Raw genomic sequence first — 22,018 nt, 5'->3', positions numbered from 1 at the left:
CGAAAAGGATATGAGCGATTCCACGATAGCGATCTCTATTCTTTGGGGATTCCTGTTCATTTACTCGATCATGGGCTCCATCGATTTTGGCGCCGGGTTCTGGTCACTTGTTTTCAGCAAAAAAAATCCGCAGGCCGCCAGCCTTGCCAACCGCTTCCTGTCGCCGTCCTGGGAAGTGACCAACGTCTTCCTGGTGCTGCTGGTCGTCGCTTTGGTCGGCTTTTTTCCGCGCGCCGCTTATCTGCTGGGAACGCTGCTGCTGCTGCCCGTCAGCTTCGTGCTGGTGCTCATGCTGTTCCGCAGCGCCTTTATGGTGTATGCCTATTCCGCGCAGCGGAACGTCCGCAGTTTGCGTTTCGTGTCGGGAGTCACCGGCCTGCTGATTCCGGGTTTGCTTGTCAGCGTGTTGCCTATTACGCTTGGCGGATTTATCCAAGGAGAGAGCGGCTATCCTCAGTTGAACTACGGGGCCTTGCTGGCCAGCCCTTCGCTTTACGCTTATTTGGGGTTTGGGATCGCCACCGAACTGTTCCTGTCCTCATTGTTCCTCTCCGACTTCTCCCGGCAGGCCGGCGATGAAACCTCCTACCGGCATTACCGGACGCTGGCGGTTGTCTTCGGGCCTTTGGCGATGCTGCTCGCCGTCGTCACCACCTTTACGATGGAAAGGGAAGCGATGTGGATGGTGGCCCGGATGAAGGAGCAGGGGCTCTGGTTTATGTTGTCCACCGCGGCTTTTGTCCTTGGCTACGGCTCCTTGTGGATCAAACGGAAAGGCCGGCTCGGGTGGCCCCGGCTCGCGTTTATTTTCGTGGTCGTGCAGTTTGCCCTGGCGAGTTATGCTTACGGGAAAGCGCATATGCCCTATATCGTCTATCCTTATCTAACGGTAGAAGGAGGGATCACGAATCATTCGATGTTTGTGTCCCTCATGTGGGGATACGGCGTAGGGTCGGTGATTCTGCTGCCGGTGTTCGTGTTGTTCTGGTGGCTGTTCTTGAGGGACAAACGGTATCTCCGGGCCGAATAGCCCGCATTGCCAATCCCCGCTCTTGAAAATATAATAGGACTGGAACGAAAAAACATGGTCTGGTTGGTAGTCCAGGCGCACGCGGCTTGAAAATCTTGAAATAAGCAGCGTGTCAGTAACCTTCCCCCCTCGGGATGTCCATCGCTTCCGATTGAACAAGAGGGGGATGTTTGCATTGAAACTTACGATTTACCATGATGGGCAGTATTGGGTCGGCGTGTTTGAAGAGCACAGCCAAGGGAAGCTGCGGGCAGGAAGGCATATTTTCGGAGCGGAGCCGAAGGACGAGGAGGTTCTTGCGTTTATCCGAAGTGATTTGAACCGGCTGCTTGAAAGCATTTCGCAGGGCGTTGCCGTTCAGCTGCCGGAAACCGGAAGGGTAAATCCGAAGCGGTTGGCCAGACAGGCCGCCGTGGAATTACGAAGCCGCGGAGCTTCCACCTTGGCGTACGAAGCGATGCGGCTGGAGTATGAGCAGCGCAAGCTGGCCAAGCGGTCGACCACCAAGCAGCAGCGGGAGGCCGAGAGGGAACGCAAGCGGGAAATCAAAATCCGCAAGGCCAAGGCGAAGCATCGCGGTCATTAACGGACAAAGCCCCATTCCGGTTATGGAAAGGGGCTTTCGCCATGTTTCGGGAGACTACCCTACCGGGGGGGCCAGCCGAATTGGCAATCGGCGGGGCAGCCCAAGTCGGCGAATACTTTGCGCGCGTAAGCGTCGACCGGCAAAAAAACTTGAATTTGCGGGTACAGGCGGCTGCCGGCGGAAATGGACATTTGCCTGTAGCGGATCGGAATCAGCTCGCCCGAGCTTGCCGCTCCGGCCAGGATGGTTTGCGTGCGCTCCGGCTCTTCCTCGGCATCCGGCTTATGGTCATATTTTTCGATCACGTTGTATTTTTGAGCCAGGTGGATCACTTGTTGATACCAAGCGTCATAGCGGGACAGCGCATGATTTCTTTTGAACGCCTGAATCCCTTGTATGGCATGGGACTCCCACTGCTCGAACGACGTTTGGTCGAAGGTGGAGCGGGGACGTACGGACAAATCGGCATTGAAGTGCAGATCGATCCTGTTCAAAGGGGTGTCGCCGGACGGAATAGCGAACAATTGGCGAAACGGCTCATTATATCCCTTAATGTCCTGGGTATGGGTGACGATCATGGCCGGATAAGGGAGCGCCTTCATCGTTTGCTGCGCCCATTCAAGGGCCAGTTCCAGCGCCCGTCCTGCCAATTCGGTTTGAATCGGCAGGTAACCGGCGGTCAGCAGCAGATCGTTGCGCTCGCCGGAAGTACATTCGAGATATTCCGCGATGTCTATAATCGTCTGACGATCCGGGATTCTGTGCGAACGCCCGATCAACAGATTTTTATAGGTGGGACAAGCCTCGTCGTTCAGCTCCTGCTGCGTAAACCTTTTCCAGGGCGCATGAGCGCGGTCGGCCAGCTCCCGCTGCTGCTTCATCCGCAGCGTTTCGATTTCTCCCAGGACGTTTTTTAGCCTCGTGCTTTCCGTATGCATAGCCCCGTTTCTCCTCCCCTCGATTTCAAGAGTAGTTCTGCACTTGGTCCGAAAAAGTGATTAAAGTATACTCCTTTATGAAATCGGAGGTCAATTCAGGTTGACCGCACGACCGCACTATTCCAAGTTTATGGAGGAGATCAATATGATTCGTGCCATTGTAACCGATCCGCAGGCCGCGGAATATTTCGCGATCCAAGAAGTGGACGCCCCGCAGGCCCAGCCTTGGGAGGCGATCGTGCAGGTGCAAGCCGTCTCGCTCAATCGCGGCGAGGTGAAAGACGCCATAGATCAAGGAGCGTCATCCCGGCCCGGCTGGGATTTCGCCGGGATGGTCATCGAGCCGGCGGAAATCGGCACAGGCCCGCAAAAAGGAGCCCGGGTTGTCGGTTTGCTCCCGCTGGGCGCCTGGAGCGAGCAAATTGCCGCCCCCGTGTCGATGCTGGCGGAAATTCCCGATCAGGTCACTTTTGCGGAAGCCGCGACTCTTCCCGTAGCCGGCCTGACGGCGCTGAATGCGCTGCGAAAAGGAGGTTTGCTGCTCGGCAAGCGAATCCTGATTACGGGTTCTACCGGCGGCGTCGGTCTGTTTGCCCATCAACTGGCGGCCGAGTCTGGGGCGTTCGCCGTAGGCACGGCCAGCACGGAGGAGAAGGCGAAGCTGGTCCGGGAGGCCGGAGCCGACGAAGTGGCTGTGGGCGCTTCCGCCATGGAAACGGCTCGCAGCTTCGGGCCCTATGACCTGATCATCGATTCGGTCGGCGGTGATACACTGGCCGCTTTGCTGCCGCAGCTTGCGCCGCAGGGCATTTGCGTTGCGGTGGGATTCTCCTCTTCGCCAACGGCAACGATCGATATGATGAATTTGGTGACCAGCGGAGGGAGAACCCTGTACAGCTTCTTCCTCGGCGAGGAGCTCACCCGCCATTCGGCCGCGGACGATCTGCATTTGCTGGCCCGGCTCGTCGCAAACGGCCGGTTAACGCCCCGGATTGAAGTGGAGGCGCCGTGGACCGAAATTGGAGCTGTTACTCGCAGCCTCATGGACCGCAAATTTTCCGGAAAAGCCGTGCTGCGGATAGATTGACGGATAAATTGGCATTACCGCTGCTCTGCACTGCAATATAGCAATCTAAGACAAGTGACCCGGCCCCGCATTCTGCATTCCGGATCCCGCATACCAGATTAACGCTAACGGTTGTAATCGCGCTTATTTAGCCGAAAAGACCGGAATTTAATTTCTAACGGTTGTAACCGAGCTTATTTTTGGGAAAAAGGCTCGAATCCGTAGAAAAAGGCCAAATAAGCTCTGCCACAACCGTTAGATTTGCTTTCCCCTTCATTTTATCGAAATAGCAGCGCTCACAACCGTTAGAATGACGGCCTCGCTCAAAGATCTGCGCCTTCCTGATGTCAACGGCAAAAAGCCAGTTCCAAGCGATAGACGAATATATTGGCACCTTTTCGAAGGGAGCGCGGCATCTCTTGACGGCTTCCATAACCCCCGTTTTGTCCAGGGCTGCATTAGTTGCGACCTGGAGGAAACGGGGGTTTGACATATCCGTAAACAATAGAATATGATATTTATGTACTTATTGGTATGTGAATGTAACATGCTGAACTTTTAAGGAGAGAGGCAGTTTGAACCATCACGACAAAATCATTCAGGCCTTAATGGACATGGCCACACGGCTGCCGGCGAATAAAATCAGCTATGAGGATGTGGCCCGCGCCGCTGGCGTACATTGGACAACGGTGCGCAGACATTTGGGCAGTAAGGATGAGATGCGGGCTTTGCTGGCCGGCCGCGGGCCGGAGCTGGAAAGCAGCGCACATGCGGATACCCGAATGCGCGTGCTGGATGCGGCCATGGAGGTGTTCGCGCGGCACGGTTATGCTAAAGCTACAATGGACCAGGTGGCGGCCAAAGCCGGATACACGAAAAGCGCGATATATTGGCATTTTGCGAACAAAAGCGATCTGTATCTGGCTATTTGCGAAAGGAATCTACGGCAGCAGGAGCAATTGCTTCCCGCCCAGATCGAAGCAATCGCCCGCTCGGAGGATAAAATCCAAGCTTTGACGGACTGGTTAAAGGAACAACTCGCAGCCTGTATGGTAACCTCGGATCGGCCGATGCTGTTTTTTGAGTTTTTGACTTCCAGCCGCAACCCGGAGGTTCAGGAGCAAATCCGGGAGCTGTTCGAGGGATTTTACGCCAAAGTCGCGGATTTGCTGCGCGATTGCCAAACGCAGGGATGGCTCCGCGGCGATATCGATCCGGGCTCGCTGACAGTGTATACGCAGACCGTCCTGAACGGGATCGTGCTCTCATGGATCTTGGCCCCCAAAGGCCTTATGCTGGACCAATTTGCCCAGGATGCCGCAAGGCTGCTGTGGGACGGACTATCGCCGCAATAAGGCGAAAGATTTTGCCGGCTTCATCGGAAATTCCTTTCGATGCAAGCCGTTAATTATAACATTAACATACCGGTTAGTACGTTGTTGCGTTGGCGCTGTGGAAATCCAAAAGGAGGAGAGGAAGAAGTGGTTATTTTTATTGTTTTGCTGGGACTTGTTGTGATCATGCTGGCGGCGCTTTACGGATACAATCAGAAAAAGTTCCGGCAGGCCGAAATGAATTTCCCGCCATCCGGAAAGTTTGTGGAAGCGCACGGAATCCGTCTGCATTACCTGGAACGGGGTCAAGGCAGGCCGGTCGTGTTTTTGCATGGGGGCGTTTTGCGGGGCCATGATTTTGACCAGGTCATGGAACTCGCGGCTAGCAAGGGATATCGGGCCCTGGCCTTTGACCGCCCCGGTTACGGGCATAGTGACCGCCCGAAACACAGGCCGGTTACACCGATCGATCAAGCCAAGCTGCTGCATGAGGCCTTGACCAAACTGGGGGTGGACCGGCCGATTCTGGTGGGGCATTCCTGGAGCGGATTGCTGGTGCTCTCCTATGCCTGCTTGTACCCCGGCGATTTGGCGGGGATCGTCACGCTGGGGGGCGGCATGTACAAGGAGGGGTATCCGGCGGAAAAAGGCGATCCGATCTCCAGCATCGTAACGCTGCCGGTCGTGGGGCCGATCGTGATGAATCTCCTGCTGGCGACCTTGGGGAGAGTCATGGTCCGGCATATAATTAAAGCGACCTTTGCTCCGGAGCCGGTTCCTGCGGCATATGAACGGGAAACGCTGGCGCTGTGGCTTAGGCCGTCCCAGTTCCGGGCGAACCGGGAGGACGTTTTGGCTTTTGCCCCGGCGGCCAGCGAGATGGCTCCGAACTATCGCCGGATTCTGGCGCCTGCCGTCATCGTCGTCGGGCAGCGGGACCCTTTTCCGACCAAGGAGCACAGCTATCGGCTGCACCGGGACATGCCGGATGCGGCGCTGATCGAGCTTCCTCTTGCCGCGCACATGATTCCCCAGCATCATCCGCAAGCCGTCATCGCCGCCGTGGAGAAGCTGGCTCACGCATCAAGGCACGAAACTTAAGAAAAATTTTATTTTTACCCCCATTTCTTCTTAACAAGTTTTCTCTATCCTTAAGTAATGAAAGGTTAGGAGGATAACGAACGATGAAGAAATGGTTTTTTTGTTTGCTGATCCTGCTGGTTCTGGGCTACGCTTTCGTCAAATTCAAAGCAAGCGATCTGTCCATGATACCGTTGGATAAAATTACGCTTGCGGAAGAAAACTCCCCAACCCTGGCGGACCGGGGATTCACAATAGAAGTAGCCCAAGAGCAGGTTTATCGGGGCGATTTGCTGCTGGTTAATCAAGACCATCCGGTTCCGGATCAAGGTCCGGAGGACGAAGCGGTCAGTCTGGCTCAACATCGGGAATTGCTCCAAGGTTTTAGCGTGGTTGATAACACGGTTCGGCTATCGGAGAGATTGGCGGGAAAACTTGCCGAGATGGTCGCCGCCGCAGGCGAGGACGGGGTGAACCATTTCCTGGCCACCAGCGGGTACCGGGACGAGCAGCGGCAGGATGAGCTGTATCATCAAATGGGGGCGGAATATGCGATGCCGGCGGGATATAGTGAGCATAACCTGGGCTTGTCGCTCGATATAGGCTCGTCGGAAGCGGAGATGAATGTTGCGCCGGAAGGCAAGTGGCTAAAAGAGAATGCATGGAAATACGGGTTTGTGCTGCGTTATCCCGAGAACAAAACCGCGGTGACCGGCATTCAATACGAGCCCTGGCATTTTCGTTATGTAGGGTTGCCCCACAGCGCCATTATGCAGAAAAACGATATGGTTCTGGAAGAGTATCTGGATTATCTGCAAGAAAAGCAGGCCGTCAAGGTCGAGGTCAACGGACAGACGTACCAGATATTTTATTTCCCTGTCACCGATGACGGTACGGTCAGAGTTCCGGCAGAAGGGAGTTATGAGATCTCCGGAAACAATAGGGACGGCGTGATTGTAACCGTGCATGAGGAATAGAGTTTAAAAATATTTTTTTACAAACTTTTCGTAAGTAGCTTGACAAATGGAACCGACGGGTTTATGATTATTTCAGAATAAAGCATCTCAATATAAAGATAATATTTTAGAGATGCAAGAAATATACATGGCGGTGTAAACTCATGGGTCTGTTGGACAGATTATTTGGAAAAACAAACAATAAGGAGGAAACAAACATGTCAAAATTGAACATTGGGATTATTTTGGGAAGTACCCGCGACGGCCGCGTTAGTCCGCAAGTAGGGGAATGGGTGAAAAAAATCGCTGACGGGCGCGGCGACGCGAATTATGAAATCGTCGATATCGCCGATTACAAGCTGCCGCTTCTGGGTGAAGCCGACGCTTCCGAGCAAGCGGCGAAGTGGAATGAAAAACTGAACTCCTTGGACGGCTTCGTGTTTATCGTGCAGGAGTACAACCACAGCATTACCGGCGCGCTGAAAAACGCGCTCGACTACGCGCGCGAAGCCTGGAACGACAAAGCGGCCGGCATTGTGAGCTACGGCTCTGTCGGCGGCGCCCGCGCGGCTGAACACCTGCGCGGCATCCTGGGCGAATTGTCCGTAGCCGACGTTCGTGTGCATGTTGCGCTTTCGCTGTTCACCGATTTCGAAAACTACAGCACATTTAAACCGGCCGATCTGCACCTGACCAACTTGAACGGCATGCTTGACCAAGTGCTCGCTTGGAGCGGCGCTTTGAAGACGCTGCGTTAATTTCATAAACGAACGAAAGGGGCCGCTCCCAAAAAGTAGACTTAAGCTACTTTCTGGGGGGGCCCTTTTTTAAATTATAGAATTTATAACTCAACTTTCGCAGAGCAAAAATCAGGTTCCTGAGTCCTTGAGCTGAAGGTTTTCAAAGAATTAAGATAGGCAGCTGGCAAAATAGAAAAACACACGACGTGGCTGAACGAGTCCGGCGTCACCGACGGCAATTCGATGGGCCCCGGCCCGGGCAGCGGCGGAGGCGGCCGGGGAGGCATGAGACCAAGGCGGACCGCCTGCCGATCAGCAGCCTGCCGAAGCATCGAATACGACGGAAGCTCAATAAATAGTCAAGCCGGCGCAGATGCGCCGGCTTGATTTCATATTGAAGCCAAATTATGAAACGAAGTTGGAAAGCATCTTGTCCTTTGCCGGCTTTCGGGTCCCGGGAGCAGTATGGATCATCAGCATGAGTACGGTGAGCGTAACCGGGAGGGCCGATGGAGGATAGACTAAATACACGTCCTGCCATGCGGGGGCAAACTTGTTTTTGTAATCGTACAGCCCTTTGAAGTTATAGAACTTGTTCCCGTATTTATAAAACCACTTAGCGAAAAGAAGGTCATTTACGTTGGCCAGAGGAGCCATGCCGAGACTGCAAAAATCATAGCGCTGTTCCTGGGCCCACATAAACAGGGAGGCGAACAGCACATCCATGGCACCGTGCGGGCAAGCCTTTGTATACCGCATGAGGTCTACGGTGATCTGGCGGGTCACGGCCGGCTCGCACGAATCCGACAAGCACGGGGGCGGATCGCCGCCAAGCGAAGCGAAGGCTTCGTATTCTCCATCAGGGCCAATCAATACGGCTACGGGGAAGCGCTTGACATACGCCCGGGAAAACGAACCTACGGAGAAGCTTTTCTCCTTCCGCTGGCCAAGCCATTCCTCCGAAATCGCGTGCAGCCGGCTCAGGAACCGATCCTCGAACGGCGGCAGAAGCACCTCAAAGGAAAAGCCGGCCCGCTTCAACTTATTGATGCGGCCGCGCAGCTTTAACCACGCTTTTCCGTGCAAATGGAACTTCGCCAGGTCGACTTGGGCCTCCTCGCCGATTTTGGCATACTGGAGCCCGTACTGCTTGTAAAGAGGCAAAAAGGAAGATTTGGCCTGGTAAAAGGCCGGGATGTACCCGTGCGCACGGCAGTGATCCATAAACTGTCCGATCACCCGGGGAATCGCTTCCGGTTTGCCCAGGGGATCGCCCAACGCGATGCTGCGGTTTCCCAAACTGCGGTAGACGATGCATGCTTCGTGCTTGGAATCCCAAAACCATTGTTTATCGCCAAGGTAGTATAAGTGCGTGTGCGAGTTGTGTCCGCAGCTATGCAGCAAGCGCTGCAGGCGGCGCTCTTGCGTAACATCGATCAAAGGAACATCTACTCCTAAACTGGTGATTTCTAGGCTGATTAAAGACGTTGATTTGCGTCGAATAGTTTAATCATCGGCCACGTTTCAAATGACTTTATGAGCATACCACTTTTTCCCGCGGAACCGCCACAGAAAAATCACGCCGCGCACGCCCCATTCGCAGCACATCGCCAGCCAGACGCCGATGATGCCGAAGCCCAGCGTGATGCCGAGAACGTATCCCAGCACGACCCGGAACAGCCACATTGTCAGCATCGAGGTTACCGAAGTGAACCGCGAGTCTCCCGCCGCCCGCAGCGCGGAAGGAAGGATGAAGCTGATCGGCCACAGCGGGACCTGGGCGATGTTGCTGATGAGCAGGATCCAAAAAATATCGCCGACGATTTCGGCGGGAGGATCAAACAAACCGACGAGCGGCCGGAAGAACGGCATCAGGATAAGCCCGATTAGCGTCAGGGAAGCGAAGCCGAGCCAAAGGAACGACTTGATGAACTTGCGGGCATCGGCGATATTACCGCGCCCGATGCACTGCCCGACAACCGTGACGATCGTGAGCGACAAGGCGCCCGCTGGAATTTGGAACACCATGCCCAGCGAACCGCCGATGGCGTTGGTCGCGATCGCATAGGTGCCCAAGCTGACGATAAACACCTGGGTGAGCAGCTTCCCGCCGTTAAAAAACATCTGCTCCGCGGCGAACGGAAGCCCGATGAACATGATTTTGCGCAGCATGGACAACGGCAATTTGAACAGGTCGCGCAGGTGAAGCCGCAGTGATTCCTCCATTTTGAACAAATAATACAAGGCGCAGATCGCGCCCGTATACCGGGCGATATTCACGGAAAAGGCCATCCCGAGCACGCCCATGTGGAGCAGGTTGATGAACACCACATTCAGCAGCACGTACAGCAGATTCATGATCAGCGAGAGGGATAGCGAGGCGCGTGTTTTCCCGATTCCCCGCAGTCCCGCGCATACCGCCTGCACGAGCGCCAAACCCATGTAGGAGATGCTGCTGCCGATCATGTAGACCCGGGCGCTGTCCAGAACGTCGGCGGAGGCGGAGCCGAACAGCAGGTTCATGATGGGATTATGCAGCCCGATCAGGAGCAGGCCGATGGCCAAAGCCATCAGGGATACCGAGGCGACCGTGCTCGCCGCGGCCTGGGATACCATGCGGTCATTGCCGCTGCCTTTGTATTGGGCCACGACTACCGTTCCCCCTGTGGCTACGGCGACAAAAACATTGATCAGGAACACGTTCAGCGAGTCGACCATGTTAACGGCGCTGACCGCCGCAACGCCCGAGGAACTGATCATCGCGGTATTCACCAGATTAAGGCCGACGATAAAGGCCTGATCCACCAAAATCGGCAAAAACAAGGCGATTACTTGCCGGTAATCCATCGATTCGCCGGATAAAAGTTTGTCTAGTATGCCGCCCTCTTTTTGCAGACGTGCCAGTACCTGTTTCAAAGGAATCACATTCTTTTCGTGTAATGGAAAAAACTCTTCGGACGAAGAGTTGAACGAATCGCAAAGGTTAGCGATAGGGTTGAAGATAACATTACAGGCGATTTCTGTCAATGAAGTCGGAAGGATCACCGAAATTTGCCCGCTTTCAACCGATACTTATAAATGATACCATAAAAAAAGCAAGGCAAAGCCATAGGGAGGGATTTTTTTGAAAGCGCTGTTTATCGGAGGCACGGGAACGATCAGTTCGGCGATTACAAGGCAGCTCACGGAACAGGGCTGCGAGCTTTACCTTTTGAACCGGGGAACCCGGAACGGGAATTTGCCGGCCGGCGTAAAAGTCATTCAAGCGGATATCAACCATGAGGACGAAGTCAGGGGGCTGCTGGCGGACCAAACCTTTGACGTGGTGGCCGATTTCATCGCTTTTGAACCGTCCCAGGCGGAACGGGATTATCGTCTGTTTAACGGCAAGACGAAACAATATATATTTATCAGTTCGGCGTCCGCTTACCAAACCCCGCTATCGGATTACCGCATCACGGAGGGAACGCCGTTATCGAATCCTTATTGGGCTTACTCCAGGAACAAAATCGCCTGTGAGGAGTATTTGATGAAGCAGTACCGGGAGCAGGGCTTTCCGGTGACGATCGTCAGGCCGAGCCATACTTATGGCGAGCGGTCCATTCCGCTCGGGGTTCACGGAAGCAAAGGCTCGTGGCAGGTGGCCAAACGCATGCTGGAGAACAAGCCGGTGATCATTCACGGGGACGGCACGTCGCTGTGGACGTTAACCCACAACAGCGATTTCGCCAAAGGTTTTATCGGGCTGATGGGTAATATTCACGCCATCGGAGAGTCGGTGCACATCACCTCGGACGAAAGCGTCACCTGGAATCAAATTTATGAAATCATCGCCGGTGCCCTTGGCGTGAAGCTGCGCGCGGTGCATGTCGCTTCCGAATTTCTGGCGGCCGGCGGTCCCTATGATTTGCGGGGCGGGCTGCTCGGCGACAAGGCCAACACCGTCGTGTTCGACAACGCCAAGCTGAAAAGACTGGTACCCGGTTTCATAGCCACGACACGGGCCGATCAGGGCATCAAGCGGACGGTGGAATACATTTTGGCCCATCCCGAGCATCAGCTGGAGGACCCGGAGTTCGACGCCTGGTGCGATAAAGTGATCGGTGCATTGGAGACGGCCGCCAAGGCCGTAAGCGAATAAGACTTAAAAACATGAAAGCGCCTGATTTATTCAGGCCCCGGGACGCCAGCTTGGCGTCCTTTTTTGACCTTATTTTATAAAATTTCTGGCATGGTAGAGGGCGATGCGCAGGTAGAGAGAGGGGGGAGAGTAGGATTCTGGGGGCTAAGGCACTTGCATTGCATTAATGCTTACACAAAATCTTTGGTCCGCTTTGCAGGCGGGGACCTGCGTCACGCCGGAATTCTAACGGATGTACCAGCCGCTATTTTGTGAAAAAAGCCCCTTTCTAAATTTTAACGGTTGTGAGCGACGTTATTTGCTCTAATCTGAGCAAAAATAGCCGGATTTTAGTGAAATAAGCGCCATGGCAACCGTTAGAATTTGAAATCGGCGTTATTGGAGCAAATAGCGGCTGTGGCAACCGTTAGAATAGAAACGCTACTATTCGGTAATGCTCCCCTTCATGCTCCCCTTTAGAAAATAGTGGAAAATAATTCCGCTATTTTCTCTACTCGCGAGGAAATTAAAAAATAGAGGAAAAAAGTGTCGCTATATTCGGGCAGAGTGGTGTTATTTGCTGCAAATCCAAGCTTCTGGGAAAAATAGCGACATAAAATTCCTCTATTCCAGAACAGGAACTAGAAATTCTCGAAATAACGCCCTAAATTACCGCTATTTTTCGCCAAGCCCCTGAAGGGAGTCCGCGGAACCAGCAAAGGGTCACGAGAAGAGGCAAGTTACCTTACCGCAATGATCATGGTGCTAAGGGACACCAGAGCCGTTATTTGAGGAAAAACGGAGGGTTGCAAAACGTAAACGGACACAGATGCACTTATTTACCTCAAATTGGCGTGGATGAACGGGTTTAGAGCGAAATAGGGCCGCCTGTGTCCGTTAGGCTGGGAAATACCCGGGAAATGGGCGGATAAGGTCGCTGGTGTCCGTTAGAGCAACGTCCACGGGATGTAGACTACAGTTGGAAAGGGCCGAGGTACCCGACGCTACTGTTCATGAAAGCCTCTTTTGAAGGATAAACGTGCGGCAGATCATAGTGCATTTGCACAATACATTTCGTCCCTTTATCAATATTTTTTCCGGCGGGGGCCGATTATACTGAAAGCGTGTTCAACAAATGCATGGGAGGAAGACAGATGGAAGGACTAACGATCAGTTGGATTGGCGCTTTGGCGGGGCTCGCTATAGCCATCGCTCTGATATTAAGAAAGTTGAATCCGGTTTATGCGTTGTTTTTGGGCGCGATTGTAGGCGCTTTAATTGGCGGAGCCAACCTGGAAGAGACCGTTGGCGTGCTGGTCAGCGGGACGCAAAGCGTGATGGGGACGGTCATCCGGGTGCTCGCAGCCGGCGTGCTGGCCGGGGTGATGATGGAGTCGGGGGCGGCCGAGACGATTGCCCAGGCGATCGTCAGGAAGTTCGGCGGAAGTAAAGCGATTCTGGCGCTGGCGCTCGCGACCATGATCATTACCGCGGTTGGCGTATTTATCCCCGTTGCTGTATTGATCGTAGCGCCGATCGCCTTGTCGGTCGGGAACAAGATGGGGATCTCCAAAATTGCCCTGCTTCTGGCGTTATCCGGTGGCGGGAAAGCGGGGAACATTATTTCCCCGAACCCGAATGCGATCGCCGCTGCGCGCGGCTTCAACCTGGACTTGAGCCAAGTCATGCTGGCCGGCCTGATTCCGGCGGTTTGCGGCCTGATCGTTACGGTCATCGTCGCCACGCTGCTGAAAAATAAAGGAGCCAAAGTAACCGATGCAGAAGCAGTAGATGAGGCGGTAGACACGTCGAAATATCCCCCGCTGGGCAAAGCGATCGTAGCGCCTTTGGTCGCCGTCGTCCTGCTGATGATCAACCCGATCGGCTCGCTGTCGGGCATCGAGGCGCTCGCGAAGTTTAAAGTGGACGCTATGTACATTTTGCCGATTGCCGGAATCATCGGGATGCTGGCTATGGGCCAAGGCAAAAAGATTTTGGAGTACACCGCCTCCGGCTTGAATAAAATGACGGCAACCGTGTTGATCCTGATCGGCGCGGGCGGCATTGCCGGGCTGATCTCCGCTTCGGACCTGTCGACGCAGGTGGTGTCCCTGATTGAAGCTTCGGGGATTTCGGGTACCTTCCTGGCGCCGATTTCCGGTATCCTGATGGCCGCGGCTACGGCATCCACATCGACGGGGGTTATTTTGGCGACCGGTTCGTTCGGACAAGCCATCCTCAATATGGGCACGGCTCCGCTGGCGGCGGCGGTGATGGTCCATACCGGGGCCACCGTGATCGATTCCCTGCCGCAAGGCAACTATTTCCACGTTACGGCGGGAGCGATGAAAATGACGATCAAGCAGCGGATGGGCCTCATTCCTTACGAAGCCATTGTCGGCGGAACGATGGCCATTGCCGCGACGTTGATTTACGGATTTTTGTTCTAAAAGTGCTAAAGTTGGACTTTCCACAATTATAGACGAGGTGAAAGAATGAAAACGAAAACATTTGTGCTGGCGCCAGATTCGTTCAAAGAGAGCATGACGGCCAAGGAAGTATGCGATGCGATGGAAAAGGGGCTGCGCAAAGTTTATCCGCATGCTGACTATATCCACGTTCCGATGGCGGACGGCGGCGAAGGCACGGTGCAATCCCTGGTGGACGCCTCCGGAGGGCGGATCTATACGAAGGTGGTCACCGGTCCGCTTGGGGAACCAGTGACGGCACAGTACGGCATTCTGGGCGACGGAGAGACCGCCGCGATTGAAATGGCCTCGGCCAGCGGGATTCACCATGTGAACAAGGAGACGAAAAATCCGCTGATCACGACCACATACGGCACCGGCGAATTGATCCGCGAATGCCTCGATCAAGGCATCAAGCGGATTATCATCGGCATTGGCGGCAGCGCGACCAATGACGGCGGCGCGGGCATGGCCGAGGCGCTGGGCGCCCGGTTCCTGGATGCGGACGGCTTAGCGCTGCCCCGCGGCGGCGGAGCGCTAAAGCGGCTGGAGCGGATCGATATTTCCGCGCTTGATCCAAGGCTGCGGCAGGTGAGCTTAATCGTGGCCTGTGACGTGACGAATCCGCTGTGCGGCGAGCATGGCGCGTCCCATGTGTTTGGCCCGCAAAAAGGCGCCACACCGGAGATGGTGCGGCAGCTCGACGCCGGCTTGGCTCATTATGCGGACATTGCGAAGCGGCAGCTCGGCAAGGACGTGCGCGATATCCCCGGCGCCGGGGCGGCCGGCGGGCTGGGAGCGGGGCTGCTGATTTTTACCCAGGCTGTGCTGCGGAAGGGCATCGAGATCGTTATCGAATACACCGGCCTGAAACAGAAGGTGGCGGCGGCGGATGTGGTGTTTACCGGCGAGGGCGGCATCGACTTCCAGACGAAATTCGGCAAAACCCCTTACGGGGTAGCCAAAGCGGCCAAAGAAGCGGGTAAAAAAGTCATCGCCGTCGCCGGTTACATCGGCGAAGGGATTGAAGCGCTGTACGAGGAGGGCATCGACGCGGTGTTTGGCATCGTTCCGGGCGCGGGCGAATTGGAGAGGCTGCTGGACGAAGGGCCGCAAAACGTGGAGCGCACCTGCGAAAACATCGCCAGAGTGCTGAAGCTGAGCGAGTAGTCCAGAGTGCTAAGGCTGAGCAAGTATCCTGAGTGCTGAAGCTTAGCGAGAGCCGACGTGGGCGGGCGCATGGAGCACACCCTCGTACAACATGAAAAGCCGAGGGAGAAAGGTTGCGTTGTATGCGGCCTTTCTCTTTTCCTATACCTTTAGCTGTACAGCGATAACAAGCCATGGGTAAGCTCAAACAATTGCAGCACGTTCCGGGGATCTTTGCCGGTCAGGGTTTCGATCCGTTTCAGGCGGTACTGCAGCGTGTTGCGGTGGATATTTAGTTCGGCGGACAGCTTTACTTGGCTCAGGTTGACCAGAAACGGAACCTGCTCATAATAGATCGTCCGCACCGGCAGCTTCAAAGCCAACGATACGCCCATGGCCGACTTCGCCTGCCGGCAGCTCTCCGCGATACTGTTCTCAAACCGGCTGACGGAGATCAATACATCGGGTTGTCTTTTCAGCAGCTGGCGAATCAGCGGCTCTGTGTCCGATTCGTGCTGCACGAGGATGAGGCAAGTGTCTTCTTCCAGGAGAAAAGAAGGATAAGGCCGCAGGAACTTAGACGACTCTTCGTCCCATTGGAGATGCTTCAGATAAAGCGCCGCGGTTTTTAGCAGCAGGTCCAGCTTGTAGGCGGCGGCTTCTTTTTTCAGCTTTTGGGTGTACGGCCCTTGCGCGGCAAGCAGCATTTCCAGAAACGCCTTTTTGCGGGTGGCTTCATGCGCCAGGTTTTCCAAAGCGGTTTTCTGCTCGATCAGAAGCGCTACGGTCGTCCTTACGATATTGCAAAAAGGCCGGACCTCGTCCGGGTTGCCGCTGATGCCAATGACGCCGACGCGCCGGCCGTCGATGACGATCGGTTCGTTCGTGCCTTTTTTCTCAAACCGTTTGTCCTCCCACACCTCCACCATTTGTCCCGTGGCCAACGCTTTGACGGCGCCTTGGTGAATGGTGCCTACCCTTTCTTTTTTTCCGCTGCCGACGATGATCCCCCGGTCATTCATAATATTGATGTTATAGGGAATATCCATCATCATTTTATCTACGATTTCCTGGGCCTGCTTCTCGGAAAGCTGGAACATTTCGGGGCCCTCCTTCGCCAAAAGAATCCGCCTGCCATCATTTTACCCTTTGGCAAAAAAGTATACATCATTTGTGCATTTGCATGAAATGATAAAAGACGCAAAAAAACCGGTGCTCTCCACCGGTTTCTTGAATTTTCGCATATATTTTCATCAAATCATACGAGGGTCAGTTTGCCGGTGAAGTCCAGTTTGAAGGGAGGCGCTTCGTCGGCGTTGGTAATGATTTCATGAATATCGTTCAACTCGCAGACTTTGACTAGCGCGGATTTGCCCAGCTTGGTTTTGTCGAGCACGGCGGCGACTTCGCGGGATCTGGAAATAAACGCCCGCTTCACTTCCGTCTCTTCCAGATTATAATCCGTCGGCCCGTCTTCATTGTTTAAACCGGCAAGGTTTAAGTAAAAACGGTCGAATTTAAACTTCAAAATCGTTTCGATGGCAATTGAGCCCACGTTCGCCATTTCCGAATTGCGCACAAACCCGCCGATCAGGTAGACGTTCAGGCTGCTCCGGCACAAAATGGACGCGGCTTGCACGGAAGAGGTAAAGACGGTGACGGACAAATTGGGCCGCGTAATCAGCTCTTTAGCGATTTCTACACAGGTGGTGCCGATATCCAGGGCGATAATCTCTCCGTCTTTAATCCGGGAGACCACGTATTTGGCGATTTGTCTTTTTAAATCCAGATTGTGCCCCTCGCGTTGAATGTGTATCGTTTCCGCACTGATTTCCCGCAGCATAACCATGCCGTTGTCACGGATTACCATCCCCTGTGCCTCCAGCTCGCCTATATCCCTTCGGATCGTCGGCAGCGATACTCCCGTCAGCTTGGCCAGTTCTGCGACCGGAAGGGGAGACGTTTCATGCAGCATATTTAGAATATCGCGCTTCCGGTTATAGTTTTTTACTCCCATACTCCAACCTCATTTTCGAATGAATTTCATTTTTTTCCTGCTGCAATCAAAATCGGGTAAAAAAATGTTTCTAAAAATGATTGCAGAATCATTTTGTGAACATTTATGAATTGATTTTAACCCATCCGCCTCTAATTTACCACCCTTTGCGTTCCGCTGTACTTGATGTCTTTGCATGCCGCCAATAAGAACATTTGATCACTATATGTTAGATAATATAACATAAGAGAATTTTTATTATTAAAAACTTGTTGACATGTCGAAAATTCATTCTATAATGACAATATAACTTTCGAAAAACGATTTTTAACTTTCTAAAAATGATCGAAAGGAAACAAAATGTCGATGAGAAATATAGTATGTAATATAATATGACATTGCTGATATGGAGGTCTCGAATTTCCGGCGTTTCTTCACCACTTGTTACCTATCCAATTCATATATAGGTATGTCAACAAAAGATCATTTTTAAGGAGGGAATCATGGTGTTAAAGAAAAGCTTTTTGTCGGTTTTGGCAGCTGTCTTGGTGATCATTGCGGGATGCGGAGCCGGGACGAATACAACGGGAGCGCCGTCCGGAGAAAATGGAAACGGCGGCAGCGGAAGCGAAGCCGCGGTGTTTTCCACGAGCGAGGAACAGCTCGCGGCATGGAACGAGTTCACCCAAGGGTTAAAAGGGAAGTGGCAGGGCAAGACGCTGAACATCGTTTCGGTATCCGACCCATGGGTCGAATCCATGACCGGATTGATTAAGCAATTCGAGGATTTGACGGGAGCCTCCGTCAATGTTAGCCAATTCGGATACGATGCCGCGTACTCCCGGGAAATTCTCACCGGAAGCGAGCGGTCCTCCGCCGATGACCTGTTTGTTTATGACGTACCGTGGGTCGGGGCCTTGTCGCAGTACTTGCTTCCGCTGAACGACCGGCTGCAGCAGTCGGCGGCGGTTGTCGATTATGACGACTTCTTCGGCGTAATGCAAAAGGCCAGCACTTGGGAGGATAACTTGCTCGGCATGCCTTTTGCGCCTTACTTTGTGATGCTGGCTTATAATACGCAGCATTTTGAGACGGCCAAGATCGATGGCCCGCCGGCAACGCTCGACGAATATGTCGGCGACATCAAGGCGATCTCCGAAAATAACGATCTGCCCGGCGTGTATGGCGGTGTGCTGAACAACCAGTCCGGCACGGCCGTGGGACAAGCTTATTTCGAATATATTTACAACGCGGGCGGCAAGCCGTTCGAAAGCATGTATCCGGGCTCGGTGGATCCTTACGCAGACATGACGCCGCTGTTCTCTTCCCCGGAAAGCCTGAAGGTAGTCAAAATGTTCAAGGATCTGCTGCCTTACGAGCCGGAAGGCGCGCTGAACATGTCCTGGAACGAGCGGGCATCCACCTTTGCTTCCGGGCGCGCGGCGATGATGCAGCCTTGGGTTACCGACATTGCCCCGCTGTCCGATCCGGAAAAATCGACCGTCACGGAGAGCTATGCGACAGCGCCCGCTCCGACCTCCGAAGGCGTTAAACAGTCCGCGCCCGTTGGCGGGTACTCGATGGGCATCAACCGCTTTTCCGCACAGCAGGATTTGGCTTGGGATTTCCTCGTCTGGTTCACAAGTCCGCAGACGTCTTATCGGTTCGCCGATACGGGCGGCTTCCCGAACCGTTATTCGGTGCTGAACGATGAGACGCTGGCCGGCAAATACGTCTACTACGCCACCGAGCGGGAAATCGTGGACACGGCCGAAGCCTTCTTCCGACCGCAAATTCCGGAGAGCTTCGAAATCATCGACACGCTCGGCACCCATATCGGAGAATACCTTGCAGGAACCGTGGGGCTTGAGGAAGCGATGGCGGCGGCGGATCAGGAAATCGGAGCCATGCTGAAAAAAGAGGGGTATACCGTAAACGATTAATATTTGCCTTTTACTAGCGGGGGGGATGGCCAGAACCGTCCTCCCGTACAGGAGGGGAGTTCAACATGTCTTCACCGCGATCGGCGCAAAGCAAAGAACAACGGATGGTGTCGCGCAGCTTTTTGTATCCGTTGCTGGTGTTTCTTTTTATGGTCACAACCTTTCCCGGTCTGTACTCCTTCTGGATCAGCCTGACCGATATGCAAATCCGCACGAGCGGGTCGGGCCGATTTATCGGCCTGAACAATTATTTGGAAATTTTAAGTCCCGGTTCTTTGTTTCTGAATTCGCTGGGCAAGACGGCGCTGTTCGTCGTGATTGCACTCCCCCTGCAATTTATTCTGGGGTACGCGGTCGCCAAAATTTTCGCCCTGGCGGGCCACCTGCGGGGAACGGCATTTCTGCGCACCATTTATTTGCTGCCGGTTATGATCACGCCTTTGTCTGTAGGTTTGTTCTGGAGTTACTTGCTTAATCCGCTGCTCGGGCTGGTCAATTACATTCTGAGCGTTTTCCACCTTCCGCCGCAAACCTGGCTGGCCACCCCCGGGCAGGCGTTGGCGGCGCTCATCGGGATTTACTTGTGGCAGTGGACGCCGTTTGTCGCCATGCTTGTGCTCGCCGGACTGCTCGGCATTTCCAAGGAGATTTACGAGAGCTCCGAGGTGGACGGCGCCCATTGGTGGAACCGCGTGCTGCAGATCGATCTGCCGCTGCTCAAAAAAGTGTTGTCCGTGGCTGTCATTTTGTCGGTCGTACAAATCATCCAGACCTTTGACCTGGTGTTGGCCACCACGAACGGCGGTCCCGGAACGAGCACGATGGTAAGCGGATTTGCGGTGTACCGCGACGCGTTTAAATATTTTCAGACCGGGAAGGGCGCGGCCGAATCGATCGTCATTATGGCGCTTACCGTCATCCTGAGCCAAATATTCGCAAAATACGTGCTGAAGGAGGACTGACCGGATGAAAACCGTCAAAAACACCCTGCTTCGCATCGTCTGTCTGGGGATTGCCCTGTTCAGCGTGTTCCCGATCTTGTGGGCGATCGGCACTTCATTCAAATCGTACATCCAGACGCAGATGTATCCGCCGATCTGGGTTCCGGATCAACTAAGGTGGTCCAACTACGCCAAGCTGTTCGACGGGGCCGGTTCCATTCTGCCCTCCCTGCTTAATTCGCTGATCATTGCGGTGCTGACGACGGTATTCGTAATGCTGCTGGCGATTCCGGCGGCTTACAGCCTGGCCCGCTTTAAAACCGAACGCACGCAGAAGATTCAGTTTTGGATTATCAGTTTGCGCATGATGCCGCCGGTGGCGGCCATGATTCCGCTCTACATTTTGTTCAGCCGGCTTGGCCTGACGAACACCATCTGGGGCATGGTCATCGTGTATACGATGGTGAACGCAACCTTTGCCGTGTGGCTGCTGGCCGTCTTTTTTGAAGGCGTCCCGCGGGAGGTTGAAGAAGCGGCGATGATCGACGGTCTCTCTTATTTCGGCTCGATGATCCGCATCCTGCTGCCCCTGGCGGCAAACGGGGTGTTCGTCATTGCGGCGTTCGTGTTCATCTTCTCCTGGAATGAGCTGGCGTTTGCGCTTGTGCTCACCGGGCAGGGAAGCCAGACGCTGCCGGTCGTTCTGTCGGGATATGCCAGCGACGTATCCGTCCAGTACCAGACGATGGCCGCCACGCAGATCGTCCAAATCATCCCGGTTGCAGTGCTGACGTTCCTGATTCAGCGCAACATTTTGACCGGCCTTTCCTTTGGAGCGGTTAAGGGATAGCCTCTGGACTTGAAAATAAACCTGCAGGAAAGGATGAGAAAACAATGAGCAATGAGAAGAAGCAGACGGTGCTGATTACCGGAGGCAACCGGGGCATCGGACTGGCGATCGGACGGCGGTTCGGCCAAGAAGGGTATCGGGTGGTGATACTTGATCTTCCCGCCGAGCCCGGCGCCGCAGCGGCCGCGTTGACAACGGACACCGGGGGCGCCTACTATTGCTGCAATATCACGAGAAAAGCGCGGGTGGACGAGGTCATCGCGGACGTGCTCGGAACGTTTGGTTTCGTCGACGTGCTGGTCAACAATGCAGGCGTGCTGAAATGGACTTCGTTTATTGATACGACCGAAGAGGAGTTTGATCTTCAGTTTAACGTGAACGTCAAAGGCATCTATTTCGTTTCCCAACCGATTGTGCGCAGCATGATCGCGCGCGGCCGGGGCAATATCATCAACATGGGCTCGATGGGCGGCAAGGACGGCGCAGCGATTCAGACCGTGTACTGCGCCAGCAAAGCGGCCGTGATCCAACTGACCAAAGTGATGGCAAAAGAGCTTGGACCGCACAATATCCGCGTGAACAGCCTTTGCCCGGGCATCATCCAGACGGATATCGGCAACGACGCTCCGATGTCGGCGGACTCTTGGCTCGTAAAAACCCCCTTGGGCCGGCTGGGCGATCCAGAAGATGTGGCGGGCGTCGCTTATTTTCTCGCCTCGGATGACGCCAAATATATGACCGGACAGGCCATTAACGTAACCGGAGGCATGATGACGTTCTGATGGTTTAGGACGGCAGCGTTTCGGGCGATTTCGGGCGAC

At 54.3% G+C, this 22,018-nt stretch carries 19 protein-coding genes; 14 read left to right on the top strand and 5 right to left on the bottom strand.

Annotated features, from left to right (window positions below; translation table 11 throughout):
* The first annotated feature begins 10 nt into the window (after window positions 1-10).
* Window positions 11-1,030, top strand: a complete 1,020-nt coding sequence (locus ACLD72_RS14295) for a cytochrome d ubiquinol oxidase subunit II (protein ID WP_410995453.1) — start codon at window positions 11-13, stop codon at window positions 1,028-1,030.
* 175 nt (window positions 1,031-1,205) lie between these two features.
* Window positions 1,206-1,616, top strand: a complete 411-nt coding sequence (locus ACLD72_RS14290) for a YjdF family protein (RefSeq protein ID WP_410995454.1) — start codon at window positions 1,206-1,208, stop codon at window positions 1,614-1,616.
* A gap of 59 nt (window positions 1,617-1,675) precedes the next feature.
* On the opposite strand, the gene ACLD72_RS14285 is transcribed toward ACLD72_RS14290, so the two are convergent.
* Window positions 1,676-2,554, bottom strand: coding sequence for a hypothetical protein (locus tag ACLD72_RS14285; RefSeq protein WP_410995455.1), 879 nt, complete (start codon window positions 2,552-2,554; stop codon window positions 1,676-1,678).
* 145 nt (window positions 2,555-2,699) lie between these two features.
* On the opposite strand from ACLD72_RS14285, the gene ACLD72_RS14280 reads away from it, so the two are divergent.
* From ACLD72_RS14280 to ACLD72_RS14260, 5 genes are all read left to right on the top strand, one after another.
* Window positions 2,700-3,641, top strand: coding sequence for a zinc-binding dehydrogenase (locus tag ACLD72_RS14280; RefSeq protein ID WP_410995456.1), 942 nt, complete (start codon window positions 2,700-2,702; stop codon window positions 3,639-3,641).
* A 554-nt stretch (window positions 3,642-4,195) separates the two neighbouring features.
* Window positions 4,196-4,975: a TetR family transcriptional regulator gene (locus ACLD72_RS14275; protein WP_410995458.1), complete on the top strand. Its 780-nt coding sequence runs from the start codon at window positions 4,196-4,198 to the stop codon at window positions 4,973-4,975.
* A 126-nt stretch (window positions 4,976-5,101) separates the two neighbouring features.
* Window positions 5,102-6,055, top strand: a complete 954-nt coding sequence (locus tag ACLD72_RS14270; RefSeq protein WP_458475823.1) for an alpha/beta fold hydrolase — start codon at window positions 5,102-5,104, stop codon at window positions 6,053-6,055.
* 83 nt (window positions 6,056-6,138) lie between these two features.
* Window positions 6,139-7,011, top strand: coding sequence for a D-alanyl-D-alanine carboxypeptidase family protein (locus ACLD72_RS14265; protein ID WP_410995461.1), 873 nt, complete (start codon window positions 6,139-6,141; stop codon window positions 7,009-7,011).
* Window positions 7,012-7,208: 197 nt separating this feature from the next.
* On the top strand, window positions 7,209-7,748 hold the full coding sequence (locus ACLD72_RS14260) for an NADPH-dependent FMN reductase (protein ID WP_410995675.1): 540 nt from the start codon (window positions 7,209-7,211) through the stop codon (window positions 7,746-7,748).
* 387 nt (window positions 7,749-8,135) lie between these two features.
* Here the strand turns inward: ACLD72_RS14260 and ACLD72_RS14255 are convergent, their stop codons facing one another.
* Window positions 8,136-9,170: a phosphatidylglycerol lysyltransferase domain-containing protein gene (locus tag ACLD72_RS14255; RefSeq protein WP_410995462.1), complete on the bottom strand. Its 1,035-nt coding sequence runs from the start codon at window positions 9,168-9,170 to the stop codon at window positions 8,136-8,138.
* Between the two features lie 84 nt (window positions 9,171-9,254).
* Window positions 9,255-10,577 carry an MATE family efflux transporter gene (locus tag ACLD72_RS14250; protein ID WP_410995676.1) on the bottom strand — a complete coding sequence of 441 codons (1,323 nt, stop codon included), beginning with the start codon at window positions 10,575-10,577 and terminating at the stop codon, window positions 9,255-9,257.
* 277 nt (window positions 10,578-10,854) lie between these two features.
* On the opposite strand from ACLD72_RS14250, the gene ACLD72_RS14245 reads away from it, so the two are divergent.
* From ACLD72_RS14245 to ACLD72_RS14235, 3 genes are all read left to right on the top strand, one after another.
* Window positions 10,855-11,871, top strand: coding sequence for an SDR family oxidoreductase (locus ACLD72_RS14245; RefSeq protein ID WP_410995463.1), 1,017 nt, complete (start codon window positions 10,855-10,857; stop codon window positions 11,869-11,871).
* A gap of 1,133 nt (window positions 11,872-13,004) precedes the next feature.
* Complete coding sequence (locus tag ACLD72_RS14240; protein WP_410995464.1) at window positions 13,005-14,300, top strand: GntP family permease; 1,296 nt, start codon at window positions 13,005-13,007, stop codon at window positions 14,298-14,300.
* 45 nt (window positions 14,301-14,345) lie between these two features.
* Complete coding sequence (locus ACLD72_RS14235; protein ID WP_410995466.1) at window positions 14,346-15,488, top strand: glycerate kinase; 1,143 nt, start codon at window positions 14,346-14,348, stop codon at window positions 15,486-15,488.
* A 149-nt stretch (window positions 15,489-15,637) separates the two neighbouring features.
* Here ACLD72_RS14235 and ACLD72_RS14230 read toward each other — a convergent pair whose 3' ends face one another.
* Both ACLD72_RS14230 and ACLD72_RS14225 read right to left on the bottom strand, forming a co-directional pair.
* Window positions 15,638-16,567, bottom strand: coding sequence for a CdaR family transcriptional regulator (locus ACLD72_RS14230; protein ID WP_410995467.1), 930 nt, complete (start codon window positions 16,565-16,567; stop codon window positions 15,638-15,640).
* Between the two features lie 158 nt (window positions 16,568-16,725).
* A complete protein-coding gene (locus tag ACLD72_RS14225) occupies window positions 16,726-17,484 on the bottom strand; it encodes a DeoR/GlpR family DNA-binding transcription regulator (protein WP_251597217.1) in 759 nt (252 codons plus the stop codon).
* A gap of 485 nt (window positions 17,485-17,969) precedes the next feature.
* Here ACLD72_RS14225 and ACLD72_RS14220 point away from each other — a divergent pair, with 485 nt between their 5' ends.
* The 4 genes from ACLD72_RS14220 (at window position 17,970) to ACLD72_RS14205 (ending at window position 21,979) form a co-directional block, all read left to right on the top strand.
* A complete protein-coding gene (locus ACLD72_RS14220) occupies window positions 17,970-19,406 on the top strand; it encodes an extracellular solute-binding protein (protein ID WP_458475822.1) in 1,437 nt (478 codons plus the stop codon).
* Between the two features lie 65 nt (window positions 19,407-19,471).
* A complete protein-coding gene (locus ACLD72_RS14215) occupies window positions 19,472-20,368 on the top strand; it encodes a carbohydrate ABC transporter permease (RefSeq protein ID WP_251597221.1) in 897 nt (298 codons plus the stop codon).
* A 4-nt stretch (window positions 20,369-20,372) separates the two neighbouring features.
* Window positions 20,373-21,197, top strand: coding sequence for a carbohydrate ABC transporter permease (locus ACLD72_RS14210; RefSeq protein WP_251597223.1), 825 nt, complete (start codon window positions 20,373-20,375; stop codon window positions 21,195-21,197).
* Between the two features lie 44 nt (window positions 21,198-21,241).
* Window positions 21,242-21,979 (top strand): SDR family NAD(P)-dependent oxidoreductase, encoded by a 738-nt coding sequence (locus ACLD72_RS14205; RefSeq protein WP_410995471.1) that lies wholly within the window; start codon window positions 21,242-21,244, stop codon window positions 21,977-21,979.
* Window positions 21,980-22,018: the final 39 nt, after the last annotated feature.

The organism is Paenibacillus lacisediminis, from assembly GCF_046567315.2.
The sequence above is the reverse complement of the archived record's forward strand: the minus strand, read 5'-3'. Positions and strand labels throughout refer to the sequence as shown.